The sequence below is a fragment of the Vibrio sp. 2-1-2a genome, from assembly GCF_032648565.1.
GTDB classification, from domain to species: domain Bacteria; phylum Pseudomonadota; class Gammaproteobacteria; order Enterobacterales; family Vibrionaceae; genus Vibrio; species Vibrio diabolicus.
The window spans coordinates 192,115-217,710 of sequence record NZ_WBOH01000003.1 but is presented as its reverse complement, the minus strand read 5'-3'; the positions used below and the strand labels follow the sequence as shown (position 1 = coordinate 217,710).

Annotated in this window: 19 protein-coding genes; 9 read left to right on the top strand and 10 right to left on the bottom strand. The window is 43.7% G+C overall.

Annotation, left to right across the window (positions count from 1 at the left end; genetic code table 11):
- Positions 1-7: 7 nt before the first annotated feature.
- Entirely contained in the window at positions 8-340 is a 333-nt protein-coding gene (gene cutA / locus F7Y48_RS09370) for a divalent-cation tolerance protein CutA (RefSeq protein ID WP_031780471.1), read from the top strand.
- On the opposite strand, the gene F7Y48_RS09365 is transcribed toward cutA, so the two are convergent.
- Entirely contained in the window at positions 302-898 is a 597-nt protein-coding gene (locus F7Y48_RS09365; protein WP_316683674.1) for a DUF2238 domain-containing protein, read from the bottom strand. The two genes, cutA and F7Y48_RS09365, sit on opposite strands and share 39 nt — an antisense overlap.
- A gap of 242 nt (positions 899-1,140) precedes the next feature.
- On the opposite strand from F7Y48_RS09365, the gene F7Y48_RS09360 reads away from it, so the two are divergent.
- A complete protein-coding gene (locus tag F7Y48_RS09360) occupies positions 1,141-1,980 on the top strand; it encodes an isopenicillin N synthase family dioxygenase (protein WP_005376329.1) in 840 nt (279 codons plus the stop codon).
- 203 nt (positions 1,981-2,183) lie between these two features.
- Positions 2,184-2,804, top strand: coding sequence for a DNA-J related domain-containing protein (locus tag F7Y48_RS09355; RefSeq protein WP_150916615.1), 621 nt, complete (start codon positions 2,184-2,186; stop codon positions 2,802-2,804).
- A gap of 82 nt (positions 2,805-2,886) precedes the next feature.
- Here F7Y48_RS09355 and F7Y48_RS09350 read toward each other — a convergent pair whose 3' ends face one another.
- The 4 genes from F7Y48_RS09350 to tesA all read right to left on the bottom strand — a co-directional run bounded on the left by F7Y48_RS09350 (position 2,887) and on the right by tesA (position 8,589).
- A complete protein-coding gene (locus tag F7Y48_RS09350) occupies positions 2,887-4,542 on the bottom strand; it encodes an ABC-ATPase domain-containing protein (RefSeq protein ID WP_182036303.1) in 1,656 nt (551 codons plus the stop codon).
- Positions 4,543-4,613: 71 nt separating this feature from the next.
- On the bottom strand, positions 4,614-6,524 hold the full coding sequence (locus F7Y48_RS09345; protein WP_053808423.1) for an EAL domain-containing protein: 1,911 nt from the start codon (positions 6,522-6,524) through the stop codon (positions 4,614-4,616).
- Positions 6,525-6,704: 180 nt separating this feature from the next.
- Positions 6,705-7,904: an enoyl-ACP reductase FabV gene (fabV, locus tag F7Y48_RS09340; RefSeq protein ID WP_316683673.1), complete on the bottom strand. Its 1,200-nt coding sequence runs from the start codon at positions 7,902-7,904 to the stop codon at positions 6,705-6,707.
- Positions 7,905-7,986: 82 nt separating this feature from the next.
- Entirely contained in the window at positions 7,987-8,589 is a 603-nt protein-coding gene (gene tesA, locus F7Y48_RS09335) for a multifunctional acyl-CoA thioesterase I/protease I/lysophospholipase L1 (protein WP_005395483.1), read from the bottom strand.
- Between tesA and F7Y48_RS09330 the strand changes: the two genes are divergently transcribed.
- The 3 genes from F7Y48_RS09330 to F7Y48_RS09320 all read left to right on the top strand — a co-directional run bounded on the left by F7Y48_RS09330 (position 8,588) and on the right by F7Y48_RS09320 (position 13,529).
- On the top strand, positions 8,588-9,280 hold the full coding sequence (locus tag F7Y48_RS09330; RefSeq protein ID WP_005395482.1) for an ABC transporter ATP-binding protein: 693 nt from the start codon (positions 8,588-8,590) through the stop codon (positions 9,278-9,280). The two genes, tesA and F7Y48_RS09330, sit on opposite strands and share 2 nt — an antisense overlap.
- Positions 9,280-11,736 carry an ABC transporter permease gene (locus F7Y48_RS09325; protein WP_316683672.1) on the top strand — a complete coding sequence of 819 codons (2,457 nt, stop codon included), beginning with the start codon at positions 9,280-9,282 and terminating at the stop codon, positions 11,734-11,736. Before F7Y48_RS09330 ends, F7Y48_RS09325 begins: the two co-directional genes overlap by 1 nt.
- A 353-nt stretch (positions 11,737-12,089) precedes the next feature.
- The gene (locus F7Y48_RS09320) at positions 12,090-13,529 is read left to right on the top strand and encodes an FAD-dependent oxidoreductase (RefSeq protein WP_012842296.1); all 1,440 of its coding nucleotides are present in this window, start codon (positions 12,090-12,092) and stop codon (positions 13,527-13,529) included.
- Positions 13,530-13,556: 27 nt separating this feature from the next.
- On the opposite strand, the gene F7Y48_RS09315 is transcribed toward F7Y48_RS09320, so the two are convergent.
- From F7Y48_RS09315 to F7Y48_RS09305, 3 genes are read right to left on the bottom strand one after another with little or no spacing between them, the layout of a single operon-like run.
- Positions 13,557-14,492 carry a biotin-dependent carboxyltransferase family protein gene (locus F7Y48_RS09315; protein ID WP_046876110.1) on the bottom strand — a complete coding sequence of 312 codons (936 nt, stop codon included), beginning with the start codon at positions 14,490-14,492 and terminating at the stop codon, positions 13,557-13,559.
- Complete coding sequence (locus tag F7Y48_RS09310; protein ID WP_065646253.1) at positions 14,489-15,172, bottom strand: 5-oxoprolinase subunit B family protein; 684 nt, start codon at positions 15,170-15,172, stop codon at positions 14,489-14,491. Before F7Y48_RS09310 ends, F7Y48_RS09315 begins: the two co-directional genes overlap by 4 nt.
- Complete coding sequence (locus F7Y48_RS09305) at positions 15,172-15,927, bottom strand: 5-oxoprolinase subunit PxpA (protein WP_316683670.1); 756 nt, start codon at positions 15,925-15,927, stop codon at positions 15,172-15,174. Before F7Y48_RS09305 ends, F7Y48_RS09310 begins: the two co-directional genes overlap by 1 nt.
- Before the next feature lie 319 nt (positions 15,928-16,246).
- On the opposite strand from F7Y48_RS09305, the gene F7Y48_RS09300 reads away from it, so the two are divergent.
- Both F7Y48_RS09300 and galE read left to right on the top strand, forming a co-directional pair.
- Positions 16,247-18,205 carry a diguanylate cyclase domain-containing protein gene (locus tag F7Y48_RS09300; RefSeq protein WP_316683669.1) on the top strand — a complete coding sequence of 653 codons (1,959 nt, stop codon included), beginning with the start codon at positions 16,247-16,249 and terminating at the stop codon, positions 18,203-18,205.
- 54 nt (positions 18,206-18,259) lie between these two features.
- On the top strand, positions 18,260-19,276 hold the full coding sequence (gene galE / locus F7Y48_RS09295; RefSeq protein ID WP_074190671.1) for a UDP-glucose 4-epimerase GalE: 1,017 nt from the start codon (positions 18,260-18,262) through the stop codon (positions 19,274-19,276).
- A gap of 335 nt (positions 19,277-19,611) precedes the next feature.
- Here the strand turns inward: galE and F7Y48_RS09290 are convergent, their stop codons facing one another.
- A complete protein-coding gene (locus F7Y48_RS09290; protein WP_193447304.1) occupies positions 19,612-21,693 on the bottom strand; it encodes a TonB-dependent hemoglobin/transferrin/lactoferrin family receptor in 2,082 nt (693 codons plus the stop codon).
- 232 nt (positions 21,694-21,925) lie between these two features.
- Here F7Y48_RS09290 and F7Y48_RS09285 point away from each other — a divergent pair, with 232 nt between their 5' ends.
- Entirely contained in the window at positions 21,926-22,813 is an 888-nt protein-coding gene (locus F7Y48_RS09285) for a LysR family transcriptional regulator (protein WP_048625043.1), read from the top strand.
- Between the two features lie 76 nt (positions 22,814-22,889).
- Here the strand turns inward: F7Y48_RS09285 and F7Y48_RS09280 are convergent, their stop codons facing one another.
- Positions 22,890-25,523: a bifunctional acetate--CoA ligase family protein/GNAT family N-acetyltransferase gene (locus tag F7Y48_RS09280; RefSeq protein WP_316683667.1), complete on the bottom strand. Its 2,634-nt coding sequence runs from the start codon at positions 25,521-25,523 to the stop codon at positions 22,890-22,892.
- Positions 25,524-25,596 lie beyond the last annotated feature (73 nt).

Below are 25,596 nucleotides of genomic sequence, written 5' to 3'. Positions count from 1 at the left end.
CTAGAAAATGAGTATAAAACATGACTACTGCATGGTGTTAAGCACAACCAGCAACGAAAAAAATCGAGATCAGATCATTAAAGGTTTGCTAGATGCCCAATTAGCCGCGTGTATTCAAACGATGCCTATTGAAAGTCACTATGTGTGGAAAGGGGAGATTTGTACTGACAACGAATGGTTGCTGGTGATCAAAACTCGCCGAGAGCTCTATGAATTGGTGGAAGAGAAAATAGAAAACCTGCACGAATATGAAGTAGCACAGATCGTACAGGTTCCAATTGTTGATGGGTTTAACCCTTATTTAGAGTGGCTGAGAGAATCGACGCTGAGCCGACATTAAAAACAGCGACAACGCTGCACCGATGGTGTCGCACAACATATCTTTCTGGGCGTCCCATATGTCACCTTGTGAGCCCAGAAAGGCGATTCCTTCATCGCCGCCAGCCAATTCTGCATACCACCATTCGATAATCTCATAGCCTGCAGCAAGCGACATGATCGCAAACAAAGCAAACCAGCAAGAGAACGTTTTGTTGAACTTGTTCTTGTGTATCAAGTATTCAGCTATCGGATACGCATAAAGGCCAATCGAAAAGTGCGCAACGCGATCAAAGTTGTTTCTATCTGAACCAATCATGTCGTTAAACCAGTCAAATGGTACTTCAGAAAACGTATATTTCGCTCCGATAGTGTGCAAACAGAGCCAAATGAACATTAAAAAGTAAGCCGTATTACTGAATTGATAGCGAATCGAGATTACCCAAATAGCAACAAGAATACCAATTGCTGGGATAATCTCTGCAAACCAAACGGCACGTGAGTTAGGTTCTAACGCAGAAAATAAAAACACGATGGCATAAAAAATCGTCAATCCTAAGAGTGTCGAGGTGCTTTTCATAGAGTTACTTGATCCTTCAATTTATCTTACAGTGGGACTCCATAGACTTGGGTAATGATTACACTTAATTGAACGGTGTGCAATTGTTATTTTGATGGTGTTTTTGATCACTGAAAATGTTGATTTATTGCCAAACTGCTCAACATTAAAACGTTTGCGCGTGCACTTTTCATTAAAGTTTGATTTACAACATGCCCATCCATAGAATCCGTGATTCAGTCTAATAAAAAAGAAGTAAAGCCATGAAACTGGAAACTGTCGATTATCTTGCTGACGATGCTGCTCAACAGTTCGTTACCTCTCTGCGCGAAACAGGGTTCGGTGTGTTAAAAAACCACCCGATTCCACAAGAGCTTGTAGAGTCAATTTACAAAAACTGGCATGAGTTTTTCTGTTCAGATCAAAAGAATGATTTTCACTTTAACGTAGACACCCAAGATGGCTACTTCCCACCTTCTGTGTCTGAAGTAGCGAAAGGGCACAAAGTGAAAGACATCAAAGAGTACTTTCATGTTTACCCTTGGGGCCAGATCCCAGAGCAACTTAAAGCTGAAATCTTAGAGTACTATGAGCGGGCGAATGCATTTGCTCAGGAGCTATTAGGCTGGGTTGAAGCGTACGCACCTAAGGACGTTCAAGAGAAGTTTTCTATCGCGTTGTCAGAAATGATCAATAACAGCGACAAAACATTACTACGCGTTCTTCACTACCCACCAATGACAGGCGAAGAAGAGCCTGGCGCTATTCGTGCTGCTGCGCATGAAGACATTAACCTACTAACGGTTCTGCCAGCCGCTAATGAGCCTGGACTGCAAGTAAAGAGCAAAGAAGGTGATTGGATAGATGTACCATGTGACTTCGGAAACTTAATCATCAACATTGGTGATATGCTTCAAGAAGCGTCGGGCGGTTACTTTCCTTCAACGACTCACCGTGTAATCAACCCAACGGGTGGCCGTCAAGAAAAGTCGCGTATTTCATTACCGTTGTTCTTGCATCCAAAGCCAGAAGTGGTTTTGTCAGAGCGCTACACCGCACACAGCTACCTTATGGAACGTTTACGTGAACTAGGGGTTATTTAACCTTTACGTGATCTCCTTACAAAGGCCGATGGTTGATGACTATCGGCCTTTTGTTGTTTATGGTACAAAATGATACCCACGCTTCATTCGGTGCCACAGAAATTAGGCCTGAAACACGCGTCAGCAAGCATTTTTACCAGTACAGATGAGCAGCTTTCTCTGAGATTAGTGCGATGCTTCAATATTAAAAACAGAGAGGATGAATGGAAGGACAACGCACGGTCAGTAGTATTGAGACTCACGCAATAGAAAACCCGTTGCTTTGGCCAATGCTAGAAATTCTTAGAAAGCAGCCTTCCGATTGGAAAGTTCACACCTTAGCAAGCAAGTTGAGTGAACAGGGCTACATTTCGACATTGGATGACTCTCCTGATAAGGATTTATTCAAACGAAATTTCTTAATCATGAACGCGCTATACCAACTGCAAGAAACGCTTTACCCAGATGCCTGGCTGCAAGTTGAAGCGATGAATATCCAACTGATGTCTTCGTTAGAAGCTTCGAGGCATATCGTTGATATTAACGATCCTTTGCGTGAATATTATCTGGATTGGCGCAACTACGAAGCGGACGAAGATGAAGTGCGTCGATTGTTGAATGAATTTTGGACCACTTATCAAAAATTCATTGGTGGTTCGTCTACAGTCAGTGTGGATAAAACAAAAGCACTCTCACTGTTTGAGCTTAACCTTGATGCAACACCCGCAGAAATTAGAAAGCAGTGGCGAAAACTCGCGCTTCGTTGGCACCCAGATAGAGAGAATGGTGATGCAGAAAGGTTTAGAATTCTTTGTGAAGCGTGGAATGTACTGAGAAACGAATGATTCGGTATGAATAAAGATAAAGGAAGGCAGCTAACTATTAACTGCCTTTTTTCATTGGATTGTCTCAATCAGCGTATCAAAACTAGCATGAAGGCTTAAACTGAGATTTTCTCATGCGGTTAAGCGCAGCCATTACGTCTAGTGTGCGTGGTTTGGCTAAGTCCCCTTGCTTAGGAAGCGATGCATGCCACTCACCAGACAGCATTTCTTCAATTTCTTTCGCTGGATGATTACACCAGCCTGGAAGCTGAGCGATTTGGAACCATAACCAGCCAATCGTGTTGACTTCATCAGCGGACTCAATCTGTTCCAAAGCGCTAAGGTCAGTAAACTCTTTGCCAAATCGAAGTGACTCTTTGCCTTTCGCATTCACACGGAATTTACCGTCAGTGAGAATATTCATCAAAGCAACGCGATTCAGGGCGCGAGGCGGGAAGGTTTGTAAACGTTCTTCCGATTCGTTATGACGTTGAGTAGGGTGCTGAGCGATCACTTCTTTCGCTTTTTCTGTCACATCAACCGCTTGGTAGTCGTGCATCTGAATGACTGTGTCGGCAACGTCTAAGTAGTCGCCTGAACCACCCATAACGATAATGGTAGAGATATCGAGATCATCTCGCAATTGACCAATGCGATCGACAAGAGGGGTAATTGGTTCATCACCTTTTGCCACCAATGCCTGCATACGTTCATCTCGAATCATGAAGTTCGTCGCAGAGGTGTCTTCATCAATCAATAACGTGCTCGCACCCGCTTCAATAGACTCTTGAAGCCAAGCAGCTTGTGATGTTGAGCCTGATGCATCTTGAGTCGAAAAGTCCGCTGTATCTTTACCCATTGGCAAATGGTTGATGTAATTCGACAGGTTCAAATGATGCACGCATCGACCATCTTCGGCGCGGATCTTCATTGCCTTGTCATCAGCTACGATGTATTCACGACCATCTCCTGGAATATGGTCGTAAATCGAACGCTCAATCGCATTCAGTAAGGTAGATTTACCGTGGAAACCGCCACCAACGATTAGCGTAATGCCCTTTGGAATCCCTAATCCCGTGACATGGCCTTTGTTTGGCGCATGTAAAGTCACTTGCAGCGATTCAGGGGCTTTGAACTCAACCGCCTCTTTCATTGGGAGATCACAGTTGCCAGCAATTCGAGGAAGAATGCTGCCATTTGCGACAAACGCAACTAGGTTATTGGCTTCCAACTGTGCACGCAGGGCATCTTGGTCTTCAACAACTTGGCAATGCTCAATCAATGCTGTTTTGTCGAGTTCACGTTCTAAGGTCGCTCGACGGATAAACTTAGGCAAATGGAAAGTCAGTATGTTGTTGGCTTTTTTCCCCAACACTGAACGACCTTCAGCAGGCAAGTTAACTCGAAAACGCAGTTCAATACCTTCCTCGGTAAACAATACTGCGGTGCTATCCAACACAGTTTGGCCATTCAATGAAATGGATACGGAGTTTTCTTGTTTAGCAAACTGCTCAAAACTGCGCGCAATAAAGTCACGTGCTGCTCGTTGAAAAGCAGGGGACTCGTCTTTCAACCATTCCAGACCAGTCAAGGACCAGGCGCGAGTTGCACGAAAACGTGACGCGGAAGCATACGGATCTCCTTGTACGTGATCGATGAACAAAGTGAAATCAGTGAAGTCGTATTGACCTTTGATTTGCTGATAAGCGCGGTAGTTCTGCTTTTCAATTTTCTTAAGCGTGGCAGTCAACTGATCCATGAAGATATTGGCCTTTTAATAGAAGCGGGCGGCGATTATAGAAACCACCGCCACCTTAGTAAAGAGAATGCTTAGGAAGAGTAGGCGTATTGTCCGCCTGAAAGACGCTGATTAAACAAACTTTGCTCAAATTCATTACAAGGCATCGGTTTACCATAGAGAAAGCCTTGCCCAATATCACAACCCTCACCAATAAGAAACTGCTCTTGTTGGGGGGATTCAATGCCCTCAATAACCACTTGGAGGTCCAGTTTTTTAGCTATGTGTATGATAGAGCAAATGATCGCACGATCATCGTCCGACTTTTCCATTTGCTGGACAAAGCTCTTATCAATCTTGATGGCATCAAATGGGTATTTCTTCAAATAGCTGAAAGAGGCGTACCCTGTACCGAAGTCATCTAGTGACAACGTCACACCTAGTTCGTGCAATTTGTTTAGCGTTGTGCGTGCTACGATTTCATCGGCAATTAAAGCGCTCTCGGTCACCTCGAGTTCGAGAAAATGTGCTGGTAAGTGAAAGGATTCGAGTAGGTGTTGCACTTGCTCCGCAAAGTTCACGTTTTGTAATTGAATTGGAGATACGTTAACGGCAATTTTGAAATTATCAATTAACTCCGACCACTGTTTAGCTTTGTCTATCGCGGTACGAAGAACAAAAGAGCCAACTTCAAAAATAAGTCCGTTTTGTTCGGCCATATGTATTAATGCTTCGTTAGAGACGTCTCCCAGTATTGGGTGTCTCCAGCGCAGCAATGCTTCTGCGCCAATCCATTTGTGAGTATGGGGATGAACTTTGGGCTGAAAGTACAGCATCAGGTCGTCATTTCTTACCGCTTGCAATAAGTAGCTTTCCAATTGATTGTGGTTGTTTAGCTCATTCGAATGACTTTCACAAAAATAACTATACGCTTCGCCAGACTCTTTACACAGCAGCATGGCATAGCATGCATTTTGAAGAAGTTGTTTGGCATTGCTGGTTTGGTGGGCTTGTACAACACCAATATAAGAGTTGAGGTGAACCTCTGTGTCTTTTATATAAAAGCTTCCCAAGCCAATATTGGTGATATCATCCAGTAGCTTACGCAATTTCATATCAATATCGTTGCCCCAAATGAGTAATACAAGGTCATTCGAGCTCGGCCTCCCGGTAACAAAATAACTCGATTCTCGTTTACCAAGGCGATACCGAAATTCTTTTAATATCTCGTCAAAGGCCTCAAAGCCATAACGGGTTTGGATACTGCGAGCATTACTAAAGCCAATGTTTATCACGAGCAGTGATTGCTGGCTATGATCCAACGTTCCGAGCGTTTCTCCGACAACACTTTCAAGTGCTGCGCGGTTTAAGAATCCGGTTCCCTGATCGTGTGTTTTTTGGTAGCTCACTTGTTTTTCTGCGGCCTTACGACGATCAATCTCTTTTGTTAGGGAGTAACTCAACTGCGCTAGGTCCGTAGTACGGTTCTCAACTCGATTTTTGAGTTCATTATTAAGACGCTGGAGTTTGTGTTGCTGATACACGACGGAGAGCTGCGCTTCGATTGAGTCTTTGAAAGTTCCGAGCAATTGGCGGTAAGTGTCGCTGTATTCATTCTTCTTGGAATCAAGCATGCAGATGGTTCCAAACGTCTCTCCATTTGGCCAGAATAACGGTAAACCGCAATAAGATATCATGCCTAGTTTGATGTCAGGGTTATTGCACCATTCTTCATCCTCGAGCGCATTAGGAACCATGAGTTCGCTCTTATGCTCAATGACATGCTCACAATATAAACCGTTGCCGAGTAGTTCAGCATCGCCGGTACGATAGGGGTTACCTTGAGTTTCACTGGATGTGTTGACTTCTATACGATCTGGGTGGATACGCATGATTAATGTGGTGGGTACGTGCGTGATTTGAGCCAGTAAGTTGACGATTTCCTGCCAGCTTTTTTGCATAGACTCAGGGATTTCATAATCTAATGTTTGCAATCTCCCCATATAGGTCATCCTTTACGTGGTTTCACTTCCTGTGAATTTAAAATGTAGACTGCTCTATCTTGTTCTCGGTTTTTAATTAAGTATAGGGTGGCTGGGGCTTGAAACAAAAAAAAGTCCTGAAAAGTGTTCAGGACTAGGAATAGTTATCACATATCTCATACTTGAAACAGATAACAAGCATTAAGGTTTAAGCGATTTTAGCGACTCAATAGAAATGTCTTGCGAATAGTCGACGTCTTCAAAGTTAAAGCCATTTAGCTTCATAAATTCATCTTTAAAGCCTTGGTAATCACCAATCTCTTTAAAGTTATTGGCGTTCATTTGTTCTAAAAGAGAATTGACTTCTTGTTGTACTTGCGGGTCAAGCTCTAAGTCGTCTATCCGGATTAAGCGTTCGCCGTCAACAGGCACTTTATCTTGAGCGTACAATTTAGTGGTAAACAGTCGCTGCATTTGTTCAATACAACGTTCGTGAGTACCTTTTTCCTTCATCACTCGATAAAGTGCTAATAGGTAAGGACTTAGCGCAGGAATGAACACACTGGCTTTCGTCACCAACGCCTTACACACTGTTGCGTAAGCACCGCCGTCAAAGTTGGCAAGTTTTAGATTCAACGAGTGACTGGTTTGGTGTAAATCTATTTTCGCTCGACCTAACGTACCATCGAGATAGATAGGGTGCGTAACGTCTGGTCCCATGTAAGAAAACGCGATGGTTTTGCAGCCTTGTGCAATCGAGTCGTTATTAATCAGTGTATCAATCCAGCTTTCCCAGTCTTCACCGCCCATCACTTTGATAGTGGCTTCGGCCTCTTCCTCTGTTGCGGGAGTTAAAATGGTTTCTACCCACTGATCGTTTTCCAGCATAATTGAAGCGCCAGTAACAGGCTCACCAATAGGCTTAATGACGCTGCGCCAAAACTCATCAGACTCTGGTTTAGGTCGAACACCCGTCGCTAAGCTATAGATGACTAAATCAACTTCACCTTCAAAGTACGTTTCAATGGCTTCAATCACTTGATTGCGGACAGAGTCAGAGAATGCGTCACCAACAATATTGATGGCGGTACGCCCCGCGTGATTTGCTTCTTGTTTAAAAAAGATGTTGTTATACCAACCCGCACTTCCAACGCCTTTGTCTGAAGGCCCGCGCTCGAAGGAGACACCAATGGTATCAGCTTTAGTACCTCCGAAGGTGAGGGCAATACGAGCCGCTAACCCGAAACCAGAGGAAGCACCAATAATCAAAACCCGTTTTGGACCGCTTTTGATCTGCGGGGCGTGTTTTACGTATTCAATTTGCTCTTTAATGGATGCATGACACCCGTATGGGTGAGCAGAGCGAGCAACAACACCTTGAATTAAAGGGTCTATTCGCATGTTGTTATCTATCCTCGATGAGTGGAATTGAAAATAGATTAACGTAAAGTTAAGTAAAACTTATTGAGCTAGACCATTAAAATTAGAGATGTTTAATTAATTCTTGAGCAACAAAGTCAGCAATCCAAGGCTGTGCATCAGGCTTTGGGTGAAGGCCATCATCCATCATCCACTCGGGTTTGATGACCACATGCTCCAAGAAGAATGGCATCAAGGTAACTTGTTGATGTTGTGCAAGCTTAGGGTAGATATCGTAAAACATATCGCTATAGCGCTTACCATAATTAGGTGGAACTCGAATTTGCATCATGACAACGTCCGCACCTGAATCTTTTATCATGGTAATCATTTTTGAGAGATTCGACGTAATAAGTTTAGGAGGGAAACCCCTCAGGCCATCGTTGGCACCTAACTCAATAAGTACCATATCAGGGCTGTGTTGGGTTAGCAGCTGTGGTAATCGAGCTAAGCCGTTGCCTGTGGTATCGCCAGAAATGCTGGCATTAATAACTGTTACATCTTGACCATGTTCTGACAACGCATCAGGGAGTAAGCTAGGCCAACTCTTTTCGATCGGCATCTGATAGCCCGCGCTCAGGCTATCACCTAAGACAAGTAGCTTTTCGCTCGCATGTGCAGTAGCGGAAAAACAAAAAAATAGAACTAAGGAAAGTATACGAATCATGCAAACACCTGTACTTAATGCACCTATTGTTCAAGCCAATTTGGTTTCTAAACAAGTCTCTACTAATCAAGAGCAATTAACAATCCTCAAAGATGTAAATGTTGACATCAGGAAAGGAGAAAAAATCGCCATCGTCGGTACTTCCGGTGCAGGTAAGTCAACGTTGATGACGTTGTTAGCTGGCCTTGATACACCAACATCAGGTGAAATTACCTTGTTAGGTCATGAGTTATCAAAACTTGACGATGAAGCTCGCGCAAAAATTCGAGCTGACTCTCTAGGTTTTGTTTTCCAAAGTTTCTTATTAATCCCGAGCTTGAGTGCATTACGCAATGTCACGCTTCCTTGTCTTTTACGTGGTGAAGCCGAAGACGAAGCAAGAGCCGCCGAATTATTAACCGCTGTTGGATTGGAAAAACGTGTCGATCATCTTCCAAGTCAATTATCTGGTGGTGAACAACAACGTGTCGCGCTAGCACGTGCCTTTATGACACAGCCTGAACTGTTGTTCGCAGACGAGCCTACCGGCAATCTTGACCATCAAACCGCAGACAAAGTGATTGAGCTGCTATTCGATCTTAATGAGCAGCATGGAACAACGCTGATATTAGTTACACACGATGGTCATCTAGCAAGTCGATGTGACCGTATTTATCGTATGGAGGCGGGTGAGCTTAAGGAGGAGGTGTAATGTCTGCAGTATCATCAAGCGAAGCAACATCGACAGAAAGAAGCAGTGCAATAAAGCACTCGTCAAACAAAAGCCTAATACGTTGGAGTTTCGGCGAAATAAGACAGGGGAACCTTTGGCCTATTAGCGTTGCTCTTATTCTTGTGATTGCGAGCATCTTTGCGCTTTCTGCATTAGCGGAGCGAATGGAGCAGGTGATCGTCAAACAGGGGAAGGATGCATTGACAGCGGATGCGGTGTTTGTGTCTGCTAATCCTATACCTGACACGTTGTTAGCCTCGACTGAAAACCTAGAACGTTCGACGATGACACGATTTGCCACGATGGCATTTAGCGACAATGGTATGCAGTTGATTTCCGTAAGGGCAGTGGACGACAATTACCCTTTAATGGGAGAACTGGTACTAGACAACAACCCATCCGGTCGCGTTAAAGAGAACCAACTCTGGCTTGATGAGCGGATTATGGCTCAACTAGACGTCAAGTCGGGTGACAGCGTCACTATAGGCGATGCCGATTTTACGGTTTCAGGTGCAGTGCTGATGGAACCTGGGTTAAGCTTTAACCCATTTCAACAAATGCCTTCTGCATACATCCATCAAAAAGACGTTGAGAAAACAGGAGCGATTCAAGTCGGGAGTCGAGTTCAATACCGTATGTTTCTACAAGCCGATGATAAAACGCTAAAAGGCCTGCAAGAAGATACTGTTCTTTCTCCTAGTGATCGCTGGCGCACGCAAGATACTGCCAGTCGTAGCAATGAGGTCTTTGAACGAACGACGCAGTATTTGTCTCTAACGGTTGCGATTGTCATCATTATGGCAGCGACAACATTGGTTCTTACTTGCCAAAACTATGTGAATAGTCGAACACAAACCATTGCGATGCTAAAAAGCCTTGGCGCAAGTCGACGATGGATTGAAAAATGGCTGTTTATTCAAGTCACAATCCTGCTCATTAGCGCCAGTGTCGTTGGGTTATTGTTGGGAAGTGGGCTGGAGTACTTGTTGCGCATTCCACTCAAAGACTTATTACCCGAGCCATTACCTAGTTACGGCGTCACTCCATATCTAGTGTCGTTTATCTCAGCGGTCCTGATCACCGTTCCTGCCCTTGGCATACCATTGTTAGGCTTGATTAAAACTCCAGCCTTAGAAGTGCTACAGCAGGGCAAAGCACAACGTTCTTGGAAGCGAATGTTGCTCGTTCTAGTCCCCGTTGTTCCATTACTTTTGCTTTATGCTGATAATACCTTAGTTTGGATTGTTCTTATTGGTATTGCAGTACTGTTTGTTGTGCTTGCTGCAGTGAGCGTCGCACTCACAAAATTGTTTGCGCGTATTTCAACACAACCAGCCATGAAGCTTGCGTTGAGTCGTATCAACCGCACACCAGTAACCAGTGGCCTGCAGTTTGGTGCTTTGGCGTTGTCTTTGATGCTGCTATCTATTATCTGGCTTGTGCGCAGCGATATTCTCGCGGATTGGGAGAGAACCTTACCTGCAGACGCGCCAAATGTCTTCGCATTAAATATTGGTGATTACGAACTCGATAGCTACCTAGAAACCTTAGATAAAAATGGGGTTACACGGTCACAAGCTTATCCAATTATTCGTGGTCGATTGACAGAGATTAATGGTCAAAACGTCAAAGAGATTGAATATGAAGGAGAAGGCTCTGACGCAATACGTCGTGAATTGAACCTTACGTGGGGAGACAGACTGCCAGAGTATAATGATGTGCTTGCGGGTGAATGGACAAATAAGGGGAGTGTCTCCGTAGAAGCCGATGTAGCAAATGACTTGGGCATCGAACTTGGTGACAAACTGCGCTTTGTTATTAATAGCCAGAACTACGATGCGGTAGTAGATACCATTCGTTATGTTGAATGGCGTGATATGAAGCCTAACTTTTACTTTATTTTCTCATCCGACGTTATGGCTAATCTACCGGGTTCTTACCTCATCAGTTATAGAATTGATGAAGGGAACGAAGCACTATTAACGTCTATGTCTCGATCTCACCCAACGGTATCTGTTTTAGATATTCGTACCATGGGCGAAAAAATCCAGGACTTGATTCAACAAATCGTATCGGCAATCACTATTCTTGCTCTTTTAGGCGTGGTTGCGGGGTTGCTACTTATCTTTACGCTATTGAGATTAAGCTTATCCCAACGTCAGCAGGAGATCCGTTTGTATCGCACATTAGGTTCAAGTAAAAAACGGATCAATACAACTCTGTGGGCCGAATACGGCATTATGGCGTTGATAGCTAGCGGTGTCGCGGTATTCGCTGCGGAAGTTTGTGTGGCCGCGGTAATGACATATGGCTTCGATCTGAACGCACAAATTCACCCCGAATTGTGGATAGCTTTACCACTGGCAACATTTGTTACGTTGGCACTTGTCGTAATGAGTTTGTTGAAAAGATTGTTAACGCCAGTAAACACTTAATCACTGCAAATGTTATTAAATGTGGAACACTCCATGACACTTTTATTTTAGTTATCCACAAAAACAGTGGATAACTTTTGGGATAACTAAATGGGGTAAAAAGTGGGGTGTTTCTGCAGGCTTTGCGCCATGGGTCTTACAGTGAAATTGTTATTCACATAGGCATAAAAAAGTGTCTTCCTAACCATGTCGTCAAGTACTTTTTTTGCAATTTTTTTCTACTTTAACGCACCATAAAGGCGCAGTTGGATATTTCGCAAACCCATGAACTTTTTGTGATTTTAATCAAGCCCAAACACGAGTAGAATCCACCGTTAGTAAAGAATTTTCCTTATAAAATTTTTAGTGAAGCAATGAAGTCTGAGTTTCCAAATTACAAAGATAAGCACATCGCTGTTGTTGGTGGCGGTGTCGCAGGTGCAACAGCAGCAATTCATTTTGCGGAGCTGGGTTTTAAAGTTTCCGTAATAGAGAAGGGTGTATCACTGGTAAATGGTCCGCCCATTTGCCATTTACATGCAGGTGGCAACTTATATCGAGAGATTTCTGAGCAACAATGTTTAGATTTGTTAGCACAATCCATTGATACCGTTCGCCTATATCCGCTTTCACTGAATATTCGCCCGACGATCATTGCAGTCCCTTATTCTGATGGTGGAGATCCATCCGCACTGATTCCTCGACTAGAGGTGGTGAAAAATGCTTATCAAACGCTCGTTGATAAAGATCAAAGCAACAAAGTGCTTGGTGAGCCAAGCGAATACTACAAATTGTATTCAAAAGAGGATCTAGAAGCACTCGCACAACGTACTCAACCAAGTCACCCTGCAACCTTTGATGAGTGGTGTATTCCTTTTGCTCAACATGCTGATCTAGAAGCGCTAAAGTACCCAGTCGTGGCGGTTCAGGAATATGGCTGGAGTGTTTTTCGCCTTGCCGCAATTGCCAACTTAACGTTGAACGCTCTGCCAAACGCCTCAGTATGCACACAAGCAACGCTCAAACAAGCGGACTGGATGGGTAATCACTGGCAACTTGGTTACGAACGAGATGGCATTGATTATCTTATGACATGTGACTACTTGGTCAATGCATGTGGTTTTGAAACAGGATCCATTGACAATACCATCGGTGCCAAGCGTGATAGGTTAGTTGAGTTTAAAGCCGCTTACGTAACCAAGTGGGCAGACTGCCAACAACTGTGGCCAGAAGTTATTTTCCATGGGCCGCGTGGAACTGATAAAGGAATGGCTCAACTGACCCCCTATGGTGATGGTTATTTTCAGCTTCACGGCATGACGAAAGGCATTACGCTATTTGAAGATGGCTTAGTTGAGAGTACGCCGTCTTCTGCTCAACCCGAACTGCCAGTACCTTTACTCTCAAAGATACGTAACGGTTGGCGAGAAGAAGTCTTAGAAGAACGAACCAATAATGCTATTAAACACATGGCGCAGTTCATTCCCGACTATCATTCTGCTATCAAAGGGGGAAAAGCCCTGTTTGGTGCCCAGCAAATTCCTGGAACGGATCCGGTACTCAGGGCAGCCGATGTGACCTTTGAAGACAACCATTACGCGCGGATAGAAGTGGTAAAAGCGTCATCAACACTACTTGCAGCGCAAAAAATGCTTCAGTTCTGGTTTGATATTGAACCTAACCAAAATGTGGAATCCCAACATCCTGTCGCTGTGCATTGGTCTGAACAAGAAATTGAACAGTACGCGATTAAACTCACTCAAGAGCGAGACTATCCGCAAGCATTAGCAGAGCGTTATGGGATGCCTGCATAACCGTTACGTATGGGCTCAGAGGTTGTACTAATATCCAAAAAACTGAGCCCATTGGCACCATACTTCTTGCAAGCCTTGTCTATCTCCTTTCACAAAATTGACTTTTTGCCCGGGTTTCGCCTGTGCCAACCTTGGCAGGTCAATACGTGCTACACAGCCAAACTTAGGATAGCCACCGATGGTTTGGTGATCGTTGAGCAACACAATGGGATTACCATCGTTAGGAACTTGAATCGATCCTAGCGCAATTCCTTCCGACAGTACGCCTTCGTAAGGCGGTTTGATTTTGTTTCCTTCAAGACGATAGCCCATACGATTTGAATCAGGGGATATGGTGAATGCGTTGCTATAAAAGGCTTGGCGAGCGTCTTCATCAAAGTCCTCATTTTGATAGCCTTCAATCACTCTCAGCTTGATAGGTAAGTTGTAATCCGGCTTAAAGCGAAATGTCATCAGCCTTGGTTTGTGTTTCGGTAAGTTATGAGGAAAAAAGGGAAGAATATCGCCTGCTTTTAAAGCGCCACCATTTGAGTCATAACCACCAAGAGATTCTCTCGTGACTGTAGAGGCACTTCCTAAGTGCTGAGCAATATCGAACCCACCTTTAACCGCAAGATAGGATCGAAGTCCATTTTTTGCGACTCCGAACTGCAACTTCTGCCCCTTCTTCAACGTAAAGTCAGACCAATTTGAGATAGGCTCACCATCTACTTTTGCATTCAAATCACCACCACATATTGCAAGATGGCAGTTATGTAGTGCGACAAAGCAAGCGTTACCCAAAGTAATTTCAATCGCTGCACAATTGACTACGTTACCAAGTAAATGGTTTGCCCAACTGTAGGCGTAATCATCTACGGGGCCACCTTGAGTCACGCCAATATGCGCTAAGCCAAAACGACCAAAGTCTTGAATCAAAGAAAGTGGCCCTGACTTTTCCACCAGCAATCCAGCGTAACTCATAGAACACCTCCTAACTCGATAAACTTTTGTTTGGAAATGGCATTAAACGTGACCTTGTCACCTACTTCAAACGGTATAAAAGGTGGCGTATCAGAGAAAAGGGGAAGCGGGCTTCTACCGATAATGTTCCATCCGCCAGGACTATCTGATGGATAGACGGCTGTTTTAGAGTCTGCGATTCCCACGCTTCCGGCTGGTACTTGCGTTCTTGGTGTAGCTAACCTTGGCATATGTAATTGAGTATCGACATCGGAGAGGAATGCAAAACCTGGAGCAAAACCAATCGCTGAAACCGCATACTCGGCTTGAGTATGTAAGGAAATGAGCGCGTCTAATGATAGTCCACGATCTTGAAAGCGTGGCAAATCTAGCGCGGTTTCTTCGGAGTAGTATACGGGAATAGTGATGTGGTTAGGTTGAACAAGGCTGAGCGATTGAGTATCAAACTGACTGATCATTTGATGCAGTTTATGCACTAAATCTTTTTCATTGATTCGAAAAGGCAAGTAATCAATCAGGATGGTTTGATAGGAGGGGACCACGTTCATAATGATTGACGCTAAAGTGTCTTTGATGTTGCGAGCAAGTTCTCCGACCGCATTTTCAGAGATACTCTCGTCAAACTTAATGAAAATACTGCACTCGGAGATCAAAGAGATACTAAATTTCTCTTTATGCATTAATTTCCTCCCGCGTATAGGCTTTGACGGATCTTTTGGATCAGAGCGATCGACTCTTCATTGTCACCATGAACACAAATCGTATCGGCTTCCAGTAAAATGTAGCCGCCAGAAGCGGTTTTGACACGCCCAGAATCTGCTAACGTACGGACTTGCTCAAGTATCGCATGCTCATTCTTTAACACGGCATCAGGCTGTGTCCTAGGTGTAAGTAATCCGTCATCTTGATACAAGCGGTCTGCAAATGCTTCAAACAGCAAGGGAACGTCATAATCATCTGCGATTTCTAAGTATTTTTCGTTTTCCTGTGACGCTAGAATCATTAACGGCACTTTGAATAAAGCTGCCGCCTTTACAACTGATCTAAATATCGCATCACTTTTCATCATGTCGTTGTATAACGCGCCATGAGGCTTTATATAGCTGATATCTGTGTATTGAGCCTGACAAAGTGCCTGTAAAGCGCCTACTTGGTATATAACCATGTTAGTAATTTCATCACCCGTCATGTTTATACTGCGCCTGCCGAAGCCTTGGAGGTCGGCGTAGCCCGGGTGTGCTCCAATATCAACATCGTTGTCGTTGGCGAGAGTGATAGTGTCGTGCATGACATTAGGATCGGAAGCATGAAAACCGCACGCGATGTTTGCCATATCAACATGAGGCATAACATCTTCGTCTGCCCCCATAATCCAAGAGCCAAAGCTCTCACCCATGTCACAGTTCAATGTAAGTTGCTGTTTATTCAATGTCATACGTTTTATTTCTACACAAGCAATGGGTTCACGATGCAGGAAAATGCATCTAGGTTCAGTGACTCACTTCATTCTTCTATCATGAAAGCGAGGTTTATGATCTGATGGCTGACGAAAAAGATCACTTTAGTCCATAAAGATGTTGCCGTTATTTGAGTTGATCCGAATTTTAAGGTATTTCGTTCCTTTTCCATCCAATTTTTGAGAATTTAAGGTTATTTTGCATTGGCATCGTGTTAATCTTGTCGCCCTTAATGGGTAATAGATTGCATAACAACGCTTCTGTCATTTTTAGTGGTTGTCTGCGACAGGAATACATATGTCATTACGAGCAAAGCTTATTTGGCCAATTTTGGTCTTTATAACGGCTATCTTTGTTATCTCAAAAGGTTATACCTCGTATACTGCATACCAATCGTCTAAGCATGAGTTGGTCGAACAAACGAGAAAGTTGATTAACAATGTTTCTTTCTCAATTAAAGATGCGCTAACGACAAAGAACAAGCAAAAAGCTCAAACTACTCTCATCAACTTTTTAAATCAGCCAAATGTTACGCGGGTCAAACTTTACGACCAAGATGATCAACCTTTCGTTGTTCTTGAAGGAAGTGGGGTATCAGCTCCCGTCCCTAATCAAACTGAAAGAAGCAAGTTACACGCGCTAGGTTATGCCTTATCAGCCAAATTTCTTTATGTTCTAGAACCGATTATTCACGATGGTCGTGTCATTGGCAGTATGAGGGTTACGCTTTCCCATCGTCCAATCATAGAAGCCCAACAATCTTTACTTCAAGATGGTGCTGTACTTCTTCTGTTGCTGTTCGCTGGTGGCACTATCTTTTACATAAGTATCGATAGGCTTGTTCTCAAACCTGTCATAGAACTGAGTCATACGATAGAGAGTGTGACACACGGACAAAATACGGATACTCAAGTTCGCTATTACTCCAAGGATGAAATTGGAGAACTCGCACATTCCTTCAATCAAATGATGAACAAGTTAACAACACGCGAGAAACAGCGGCAACATTCATTAGAAATGTTAGAACAAAAGCGGGCGTTTTCAGAAGAAGTCATTGAATCTATTCAACATGCATTAGTTATTACCGACAACTTCGGGCGTGTTATTTACTGTAATACTGCGACTCGGCAGATATTTCAAAAAAAGTCAGAGGAACTTGAGCATGCCAATATCCGTGATCTAATTAAAACGAAAACACCGAATGAGCTGAGCCAAATCCTAAGTAGGGGGTTAGAGTGCGATGACATTCACCTCAAAAATGCAGACAACGAACAGCAGTTGAGTTTAACCAGTCGTCGTTTGTCCACACATGGACACTTATTGTTTTCGATTCAAGATATCACCGAAATTGAAGAGGCCATGAGCAGGCAGCGTGTTGCGGGGCGTGTTTTTGAGAGCAGCCAAGATGGCCTCATCGTTCTTAATCATCGAGGTGTTATCACAATGGCTAACCCTGCGGTCACTAAGTTAGTTGGACTAGAGATGGATCAGCTTATTGGGAAGTCATTTATCCAAACACTTAAGTGGCGCAAGTTGCAGGAAATGATGCCTAGCATCATTGAATCGATAGAAAACTACGGGGTATGGCAAGGGGAAGTTATTGAACAGAACCATCTTGGCCAGTTTGTGCCGATGTTTGCAAGGGTTAATCGCATCGTTAAGTGTGAAGACCATGGGTTCTACGACCTGGTCATTGTTCTTACCGATCTTTCTGGCGCAAAAGAGATGGAACGGCTTGAGTACTTAGCTCATCACGATGCATTAACGGGGTTAGCGAATCGCTCTAAGTTCCATTTAGAGTTGGAAGAATTAGTACAACGGTCGGGATACTTACGTGACGAATTTGCGGTGCTTTACCTCGATCTCGATGGTTTTAAAGAGGTTAATGATACCTATGGCCATGACGCAGGTGATGAAGTTCTGAAAAAAGTAGCCGAGCGTCTAACATCTGCGACTCGACATAGTGATTTAATCGCAAGGCTTTCGGGTGATGAGTTTGTCATGTTGGTTAATCCTGCCAATCAAAAAGTCGTCACCCGAATTGCAGAACAACTGCTCGAAAGCGTATGCACACCAATCGAGTACAAAGGTAACTCGCTCAAGGTTGGCGTTAGCATCGGCGTAAAATTGGTCGGTGTTAATGAGCGAGATGCCACTCGAGTGTTAAAAAGTGCAGATACTGCAATGTATCAAGCTAAAAAAGCCGGAAAAGGCCAAGCAATATTAATGGGATGCGAATTGCAGGAGACAGTTTAAATCGTAACGTCAAAGCTTTAAACTAAACCCATTCGCGTCAGAAGGAATGATAAAATGAAAGTACTTGTTACGGGTGGTATGGGCTATATTGGTAGCCATACATGTATTCAAATGATCGAAGCTGGTATGACGCCAGTGATTCTAGATAACCTGTACAACAGTAAGTCTACGGTCTTAGATCGCATTGAAAAGGTATGTGGCGTAAAGCCAACCTTCATTCAAGCCGATATCAGAGATAAATCGACAATGGTAGAGGTTCTAAAATCGCACGATATCGAAGCGGTTATCCATTTTGCAGGTTTAAAGGCCGTCGGTGAGTCCGTAGCAAAACCTCTAGAGTATTATGACAACAATGTGAATGGCACTTTGGTATTGGTTGATGCAATGCGCGAAGCTGGAGTTAAATCGTTGGTATTTAGCTCCTCAGCAACTGTCTATGGCGATCCTGCATCTGTTCCAATCACAGAAGACTTTCCAACTAGCGCAACTAACCCTTACGGACGCAGTAAATTAATGGTGGAAGAGTGTTTAACAGACTTCCAAAAGGCGAATCCAGATTGGAGCATCACACTTCTTCGTTACTTTAACCCTGTAGGTTCACATCCAACAGGTGAGTTAGGTGAAGATCCTCAAGGTATTCCAAATAACCTAATGCCGTTTGTTTCTCAAGTTGCGGTGGGCCGCCGAGAGTTCCTCTCTGTATTCGGTAGCGACTACCCAACGAAAGATGGCACCGGCGTGCGTGACTACATTCATGTGATGGACTTATCCGATGGTCACGTCGCTGCTTTGGAAAAAGTAGGTAACAAAGCTGGGCTTCATGTCTACAACCTTGGCACTGGCAATGGCTACAGTGTGCTTGAAATGGTGAAAGCGTTTGAAACCGCAAGTGGTAAAGATGTTCCATACCAACTTGTTGAACGTCGTCCAGGCGATATTGCGGAGTGCTGGGCTGATCCATCAAAAGCAATGAATGAGTTAGGTTGGAAAGCGTCTCGCACTCTAGAAGAAATGACGGGTGATACATGGCGTTGGCAATCTAACAACCCTCAAGGTTATCCAGACGCCTAATTTTGATTTACACAATAATAACAAAAAGACGCATAATTGCGTCTTTTTTGATCCAAATCGGAAAAAATCGTAAATTACTGGTTAAAAGGTAGCAAGTCTATATAGAGCTGTTAAACTATGTCCGACTCTTAATTTGGGTTATAAATTTTCTCATAGCTATTGGGGTAGTTCATGGAACTCGGTCTGATCATCACTTTTATCATTGCAGCAGCAGTAATGGTGAAAAAAGAGATGGCAAAACAGTAAACTTTCATTTTTCATACTTTTCTTTACATTTTTGAAATGAAAGCCATAAAAAAGCCAGCATTAAGCTGGCTTTTGTGTTTTCGGAGGCTTTAGAACTCGTATTTAGCTGTAATTGACCAGTTCCGCCCAGCTTGAGTCAGATCTTTGTTTTCTGTCTGAAGGTCACGCACATCATTCCAATTGTAGTACTCTTCATCTGTTACGTTGAACATACCTGCTCGCAACGTAAGGTCTTTAATAGGTTTGTAGTACGCGGTGATATCTACAACCGTAGCTGCGGAGATAGGCAACACTTTATCGTCATTTATGTCGCTTTTATCTTTAGATGCGGTGTAGTTAATGGTTAACGTGGTTCCCCAGTTTTGTTCTGAATCGTAATTAAAACCAGCGACAAGGTTCCAAGGGTTAACACTGTTTAGTGGATTATTGTTTCCATCTTCACCTTCCGTATACGCCGCTGCTACACGAGAGCTAAATCCTTCGATTGGCATGAACTTGTTCCACGAAAGTTGGTTTGAAAACTCAATTCCTTTAATTGTCGCTTTGCCAATATTTACGTACTGCAGAATCGCAGGGTCAGTCACAGGAGTCCAAGTGCCAGAGACGGTTTTACTTTCGATGAAGTTGTCGTAATCGCTGTAGAAAACTGACACTTCACTGCTAGAAATGTCATTATTATGTCGCCAACCAAATTCGTACGAAATGCTGTCTTCTGCTTTTAAATCAGGATTTGGCTTAAAAATATAGCCATGCATTGGGTTGCCGAAGGAGTAGTACAACTCTTGGAAATCTGGAGCACGGAAACCTTGGCTGATTTGCGCGAATAAACGATGTTGTTCATTAAGCTTATAAACAGAACCTAAGCGGCCTGTAAATGCAGAATCAGAAAACTTTTTGTAGTCGCTAGCCGCGTTACCACTTGGGTTGCTGCTTGTGTCACCTGGATCGGTTTCAAATGCATCCCACCGTACGCCCGGGGTAATCGTAAAGTTACCTACCGTAATTTCGTCTTGTAAAAAGAGCCCGTAACGACGCTCGCTCGCAGAAGGGATATAGAAAATTTCTTTGTTTCCGCTTGCACTGTTGTACTCTTTGTTAACGTTCTTAATGTCTTTATCACTGAAGGATGCACCGTACACAAAGTAATGCTCTGTACTACCAAGCATGAGATATTTGTCGAACTGAGAATCAAACTGGTAGCCTTCATCCTCGTAGATGTAGTCTTTACGTTGGTTATTCTGACCTTTAACACGATCAGTAATGCCGTTTTCTTCTTTGCTAAGCCAATCTAGTTGCCAGGTAAGGGAGTCCGCTACGGCCGTTTGCATCTCCCAAATATGTTTTATACCAACTTGATATTGTTCTGTTACATCTTCACTTGTTGCATTAGTATAACCGTTGTAAGACTGCTTTCCGTTGCCTTTGTTGCGAATATAATTCCCATTGAACTCAACACGATGTGCATCATTGAGTTGGTACTGAAGCTTAACCAGTAAGTTGTTCGCTTCTGTATCTGCATCTGCTAGATCTCCAAAGTTATCCAGTTCATTGCCGTCGCGACGCGTATAAGCAAGTAAAGATTCCAAGTCGCCAGTTTTGTGCGCTAATGCCACAGATTCACTGAATGTATTGTCTTCGGAAGAGTAGTTGAACTTCGCATGCCCACCAAAGTTACGACCCTTAAGGAAATCAGCCGGATCTTTAGTTTCAAATGCAACAATGCCACCAATTGCGTCAGAACCATGTAGAGACGATGCTGCACCTTTTACAATTTCAACCGCTTTTATTAGGTCGGTATCCACGTTAACGCGAGCAGAGTTAATGAACGTATTCCCTGATTCGAACTGGTTACCTTGAGATACGCCGTCCACAAGAACTTTAATTCGATTGCCTTCGATACCACGGATATTGATACTCTGGACACCTTGGCGAGAGTTTGTCTTAACCGTGACTCCTGGCGTGTACTCAAAGAGGTCATCTAAGCCAGTGACCATGCTTTCTTCGATGTTCTTATCAGTAACGACCGCAACAGAAGCAGCAGTGTCTTCGATTTGGCTATTAGTACGAGTCGCAGTCACGACCACTTCATTGAAGGTTGAATGATCTTCAGCGTAGGCACCTTGGGATAGTGCAATCAGAATAGAGGCTGACAAAATTGTTTTTTTATACATTGGCTTCAATACCTTAGATCCATAATAGGTAACAACAAACGGGATATTAATGGATCTAAATAATAATTACTATCATTACCATTGTCGTTTGTGGTTTTATCTTGAGTAGAACTCTTAGGTTATGAGCATTTCTAGTCTTTAGTTATCAGTGTGTTATATTGTTTAACGTTAGTTCTTGATAAGATCATCCAAATACAATCAATGTGACAAAAATCACATTAAGAGAGGTCATGTGCAGAGTCCAATTACGTTAGAAGCGCTCCATATTCTGGATGCCATTGACCGAAGAGGGAGTTTTGCAGCTGCTGCGAGTGAGTTAGATAGAGCCCCGTCATCACTGAGCTACCAGATACAGAAACTCGAGCAAGACTTAGACATCATTATCTTCGATCGCTCTGGCCACAAAGCCCATTTTACTGAAGCAGGAAAGCTCATCCTTGAAAGAGGACGAGCCATTTTACAAGCCAGTGAAAAGTTAGTGAATGATGCAACGTTATTGGCGAATGGTTGGGAACTGGATATTACCATTGCTTTTGATGGCATTATTCCTATATCCAATTTCTTCCCTATGGTTGATGCATTGGCTGAAGTCAGCTCAACACGAGTCAGACTGCAAGAAGAGATCTTGGCTGGTAGCTGGGAATCGCTGAATACAGGTAGAGCGGATTTACTGATTTGCCCATCACTGGATACACTTCCTCAAGAAGTCAAATCAGAAAAAATTGGTAAGATGAGCATGTTTTGGGTAGCGGCAGCTGATCACTATGTTCACAAGCGTAGTGGTAAGTTTGATGAGGCGGCGCGAGAAAAGTACCGAATCATTGCCATTGCAGACACTGCACGCGAACAACCCGCGCTCTCAATTAATATCATTCAAAAACAGCCTCGCTTGACCGTCACCAACTTTACGGCAAAAGTAGATGCGCTCACTGCAGGTTTAGGCATTGGTACGTTACCAAGCCAAATTGCACAACCTTTGATTGATAGTGGCGTATTGAAGCGAATCGAAGGTACAGAAGAGCAGCCGATGGATATTATCTTAGCATGGCGCCGAAATACCATGGGTGAGGCGAAATCCTGGTGTATTCAATACTTGAAAAAGAATTGGAAACTAAAGTAACAACGTAACTTTTACTTCTTAGGTTCCCATTGCTTATCTAATCTAAGAAGTAAAGTTATCGCTAATGCTTTATTTTTCAATTTAAAGGGAGTACCATATCTGCCGTACCATCGGCAAACTGAACATCGACTTCAAATCCCAGGTTTTGAGCTAACATCAACATCCCTCTGTTTGTAGGCATGGTCATTCCAGACATTTGCTTTGTGCCTTTAATCTTGCAATAGCTGATAATTTTCTGCATCAGCACTTTACCTAAGCCTTTTCCTTTCAAATCTGAACGAACCAAAATAGCAAACTCAGCATCACTATTATCTGGTGTAATCAATGCGCGGGCTACGCCTATGATAGACGGTCCGTCGGTATTAAACGCTACCGCTACAAACGCCATTTCGCGGTCATAGTCGATTTGAGTGAAGTTTGCCAAAGCCTCATGGTTGAACTCACCAACCTCAGAAAAGAAACGCTTATAGAGATCTTCTTTCGATACGCTATTAATGAATTGAGCATGCAGCGGCTCATCTTCAGGCAGGATAGGGCGCAGCAGGATAGGCTGTCCATCTCGAAGCGTCACTGTTTCGACAAATTCTGCCGGGAAAGGACGAATCGCCAGACGTTTTTGCGCATCTCCCTCGTATTTACACAGTGTGATGTCCGCATCGAGGATAGTTAAATCGCTTCCCGATACCAGCACTGGATGGATATCCAGCCTTTGTATTTCTGGCAACTCAACCGCCATTTGGGAGATACGAACTAAGAATTTCGACAACTCACTAATATCGAGCGCATCTTTGTGTTTCTGCAGGCGAATCTTTCCAGACTTTAAAGCCACAACGACAAGGTAGCGCGCAAGCGTCATGTTCAAAGGAGGAAGTGCAGCGACGGCATCTTGGGCGATATTCCACTCCGAGCCGCCTTGACCAAGCAAGATCACAGGTCCAAAGACCTTATCTACTGCAATACTAATCCGTAGCTCTTCAGCGCTGCCGAGCTTTGCCATACCTTGCACCAGCAGACCGTGTACATTGGCAGAAGGGTAACTGAGCTTTACGGTATCTAAAATGGATAGCGCTGCGTTAGAAACTTCTCGACTGTTTCTTAAATTCAGGGCGACACCGTGTACATCCGATTTATGAGGAATGTCTGGAGATCGCAACTTAACCGCAACAGGGTATCCGATATTTTCTGCCATATGCACGGCTTCAATTTCGTCAGATGCAATCCATGTTGGCAGAACATTAAACCCGAACAGCTTAAATAATGGGCTGGTTTGATGCGTATCCAAGGTGACTGTATTTTTATCCAGTAGTCGTTCATTTACCCATTCTTTTGCAGAACTCACACTTCCAGAGTGCAATGGCTCAGCCGTCGTTGGCGTTTCCATTAATTGCTTCTGGTTTCGTCGATACTCAACCAAGTGCATGTATGCAACGACCGCACTTTCCGGCGTTCGATAGGTTGGAATGCCAGCTTGAGTAAATGCCAGTCGTGCCTCTCTCGACGTTTGTTCTCCTGACCAGTTGGTCAAGATATTAAAATGCTTATGCCGAGGGTGAGCCTTGATCGCTTCAATAACAGCTTGAGCAGTTTCAAGAGGGTCGGAAACTGCAGAAGGACTATGCATAATCAAGATCGCATCTGCACAGTCGTTATTCATCAGTGCGTTAATGGTATCAATGTAGCGTTTTTTTGTTGCGTCACCAGACAGATCAATCGGATTTCGAGCGCGCCAGTTGGACGGGAGTACAGTTTGTAATTGCTCAATGGAAGCGTCATCAAGCGTTGCTAGCTGACCACCACGTTCAATCAAAGTATCAACGGACATAACAGCAGGGCCGCCGCCATTGGTGATGATCGCTAAACGCTCCCCACGAAGTGGCACAGAATGCGTGAGTGTTTCTACCGCAGCGAATAGCTCATGCGTATTGCTGACTCGTAACATACCAGTTCGACGGATGGCAGAATCGTAAATTACATCAAGCGTATCACCATCTTGCTGTTCGAAAGTATTCATCTCTTTAGAGCGGCCCGCTTTTAATACCAATATACGGCGGTTCCGTGAAGCAGCTCGCGCAGCAGACATAAATCGCCGAGCATCCTGGATATTATCCACATAAAGCAGAATAGCTTCCGTATTCCCATCCATACTTAAGTAGTCAAGCAAATCTGCAAAATCGATATCCTGTCCGCGTCCAATCGAAATGAACGAAGAAAAGCCAATATTCTTATCATTTGCCCAGTCTAACACTGTGGTACACACCGCCGCAGATTGTGAGATGAACGCAATTTTTCCGGGCTTAGCCGCAACAGGAGAAAACGTGCAGTTAAAATTGTGCCAAGGCAAGATAATACCTAAGCTGTTCGGTCCTAAAACTCGAATATTCAATGATGAAATATTTAAAGGCTGAGCGTCATCAGAGATAACAATCGCAAACGGCGTGCCTCTTTCATCTAACTCTTTAAGCAGTTGCTCGTTGCGTGAAACGTTCGTACATAAAATCGCAATATCTGGCGTATAGGGTAGGGAAGCCACATCAGGGTAGGCTATAACTCCGGATACCGCTTTGTATCGCGGCGTTACTGGCATAATCGCGCCACCAAACCCACTTTGTAGAAGGTTGCGCATAACTACATGCCCTGCTCGCAATGCTTTTTGAGATGCCCCAATAACGGCCACAGAGTTGGGTTTAAAGAGTTTATGTAGTTTATTCATGCTGACTCCTAGCCGTTTGCAAGTAACGTTTGCCTATCGGTTTCATATCAATCATAAACGAATAATTTATTGA

Coding starts and splice junctions, on each gene's coding strand:
- F7Y48_RS09320 (WP_012842296.1), top strand. CDS start 12,090: ATGAAGTCTGAGTTTCCAAATTACAAAGATAAGCACATCGCTGTTGTT.
- F7Y48_RS09330 (WP_005395482.1), top strand. CDS start 8,588: ATGCAAACACCTGTACTTAATGCACCTATTGTTCAAGCCAATTTGGTT.
- galE (WP_074190671.1), top strand. CDS start 18,260: ATGAAAGTACTTGTTACGGGTGGTATGGGCTATATTGGTAGCCATACA.
- cutA (WP_031780471.1), top strand. CDS start 8: ATGAGTATAAAACATGACTACTGCATGGTGTTAAGCACAACCAGCAAC.
- F7Y48_RS09360 (WP_005376329.1), top strand. CDS start 1,141: ATGAAACTGGAAACTGTCGATTATCTTGCTGACGATGCTGCTCAACAG.
- F7Y48_RS09355 (WP_150916615.1), top strand. CDS start 2,184: ATGGAAGGACAACGCACGGTCAGTAGTATTGAGACTCACGCAATAGAA.
- F7Y48_RS09280 (WP_316683667.1), bottom strand. CDS start 25,523: ATGAATAAACTACATAAACTCTTTAAACCCAACTCTGTGGCCGTTATT.
- F7Y48_RS09345 (WP_053808423.1), bottom strand. CDS start 6,524: ATGGGGAGATTGCAAACATTAGATTATGAAATCCCTGAGTCTATGCAA.
- F7Y48_RS09290 (WP_193447304.1), bottom strand. CDS start 21,693: ATGTATAAAAAAACAATTTTGTCAGCCTCTATTCTGATTGCACTATCC.
- F7Y48_RS09310 (WP_065646253.1), bottom strand. CDS start 15,172: ATGCATAAAGAGAAATTTAGTATCTCTTTGATCTCCGAGTGCAGTATT.
- F7Y48_RS09300 (WP_316683669.1), top strand. CDS start 16,247: ATGTCATTACGAGCAAAGCTTATTTGGCCAATTTTGGTCTTTATAACG.
- F7Y48_RS09325 (WP_316683672.1), top strand. CDS start 9,280: ATGTCTGCAGTATCATCAAGCGAAGCAACATCGACAGAAAGAAGCAGT.
- F7Y48_RS09315 (WP_046876110.1), bottom strand. CDS start 14,492: ATGAGTTACGCTGGATTGCTGGTGGAAAAGTCAGGGCCACTTTCTTTG.
- tesA (WP_005395483.1), bottom strand. CDS start 8,589: ATGATTCGTATACTTTCCTTAGTTCTATTTTTTTGTTTTTCCGCTACT.
- F7Y48_RS09365 (WP_316683674.1), bottom strand. CDS start 898: ATGAAAAGCACCTCGACACTCTTAGGATTGACGATTTTTTATGCCATC.
- fabV (WP_316683673.1), bottom strand. CDS start 7,904: ATGCGAATAGACCCTTTAATTCAAGGTGTTGTTGCTCGCTCTGCTCAC.
- F7Y48_RS09305 (WP_316683670.1), bottom strand. CDS start 15,927: ATGACATTGAATAAACAGCAACTTACATTGAACTGTGACATGGGTGAG.
- F7Y48_RS09350 (WP_182036303.1), bottom strand. CDS start 4,542: ATGGATCAGTTGACTGCCACGCTTAAGAAAATTGAAAAGCAGAACTAC.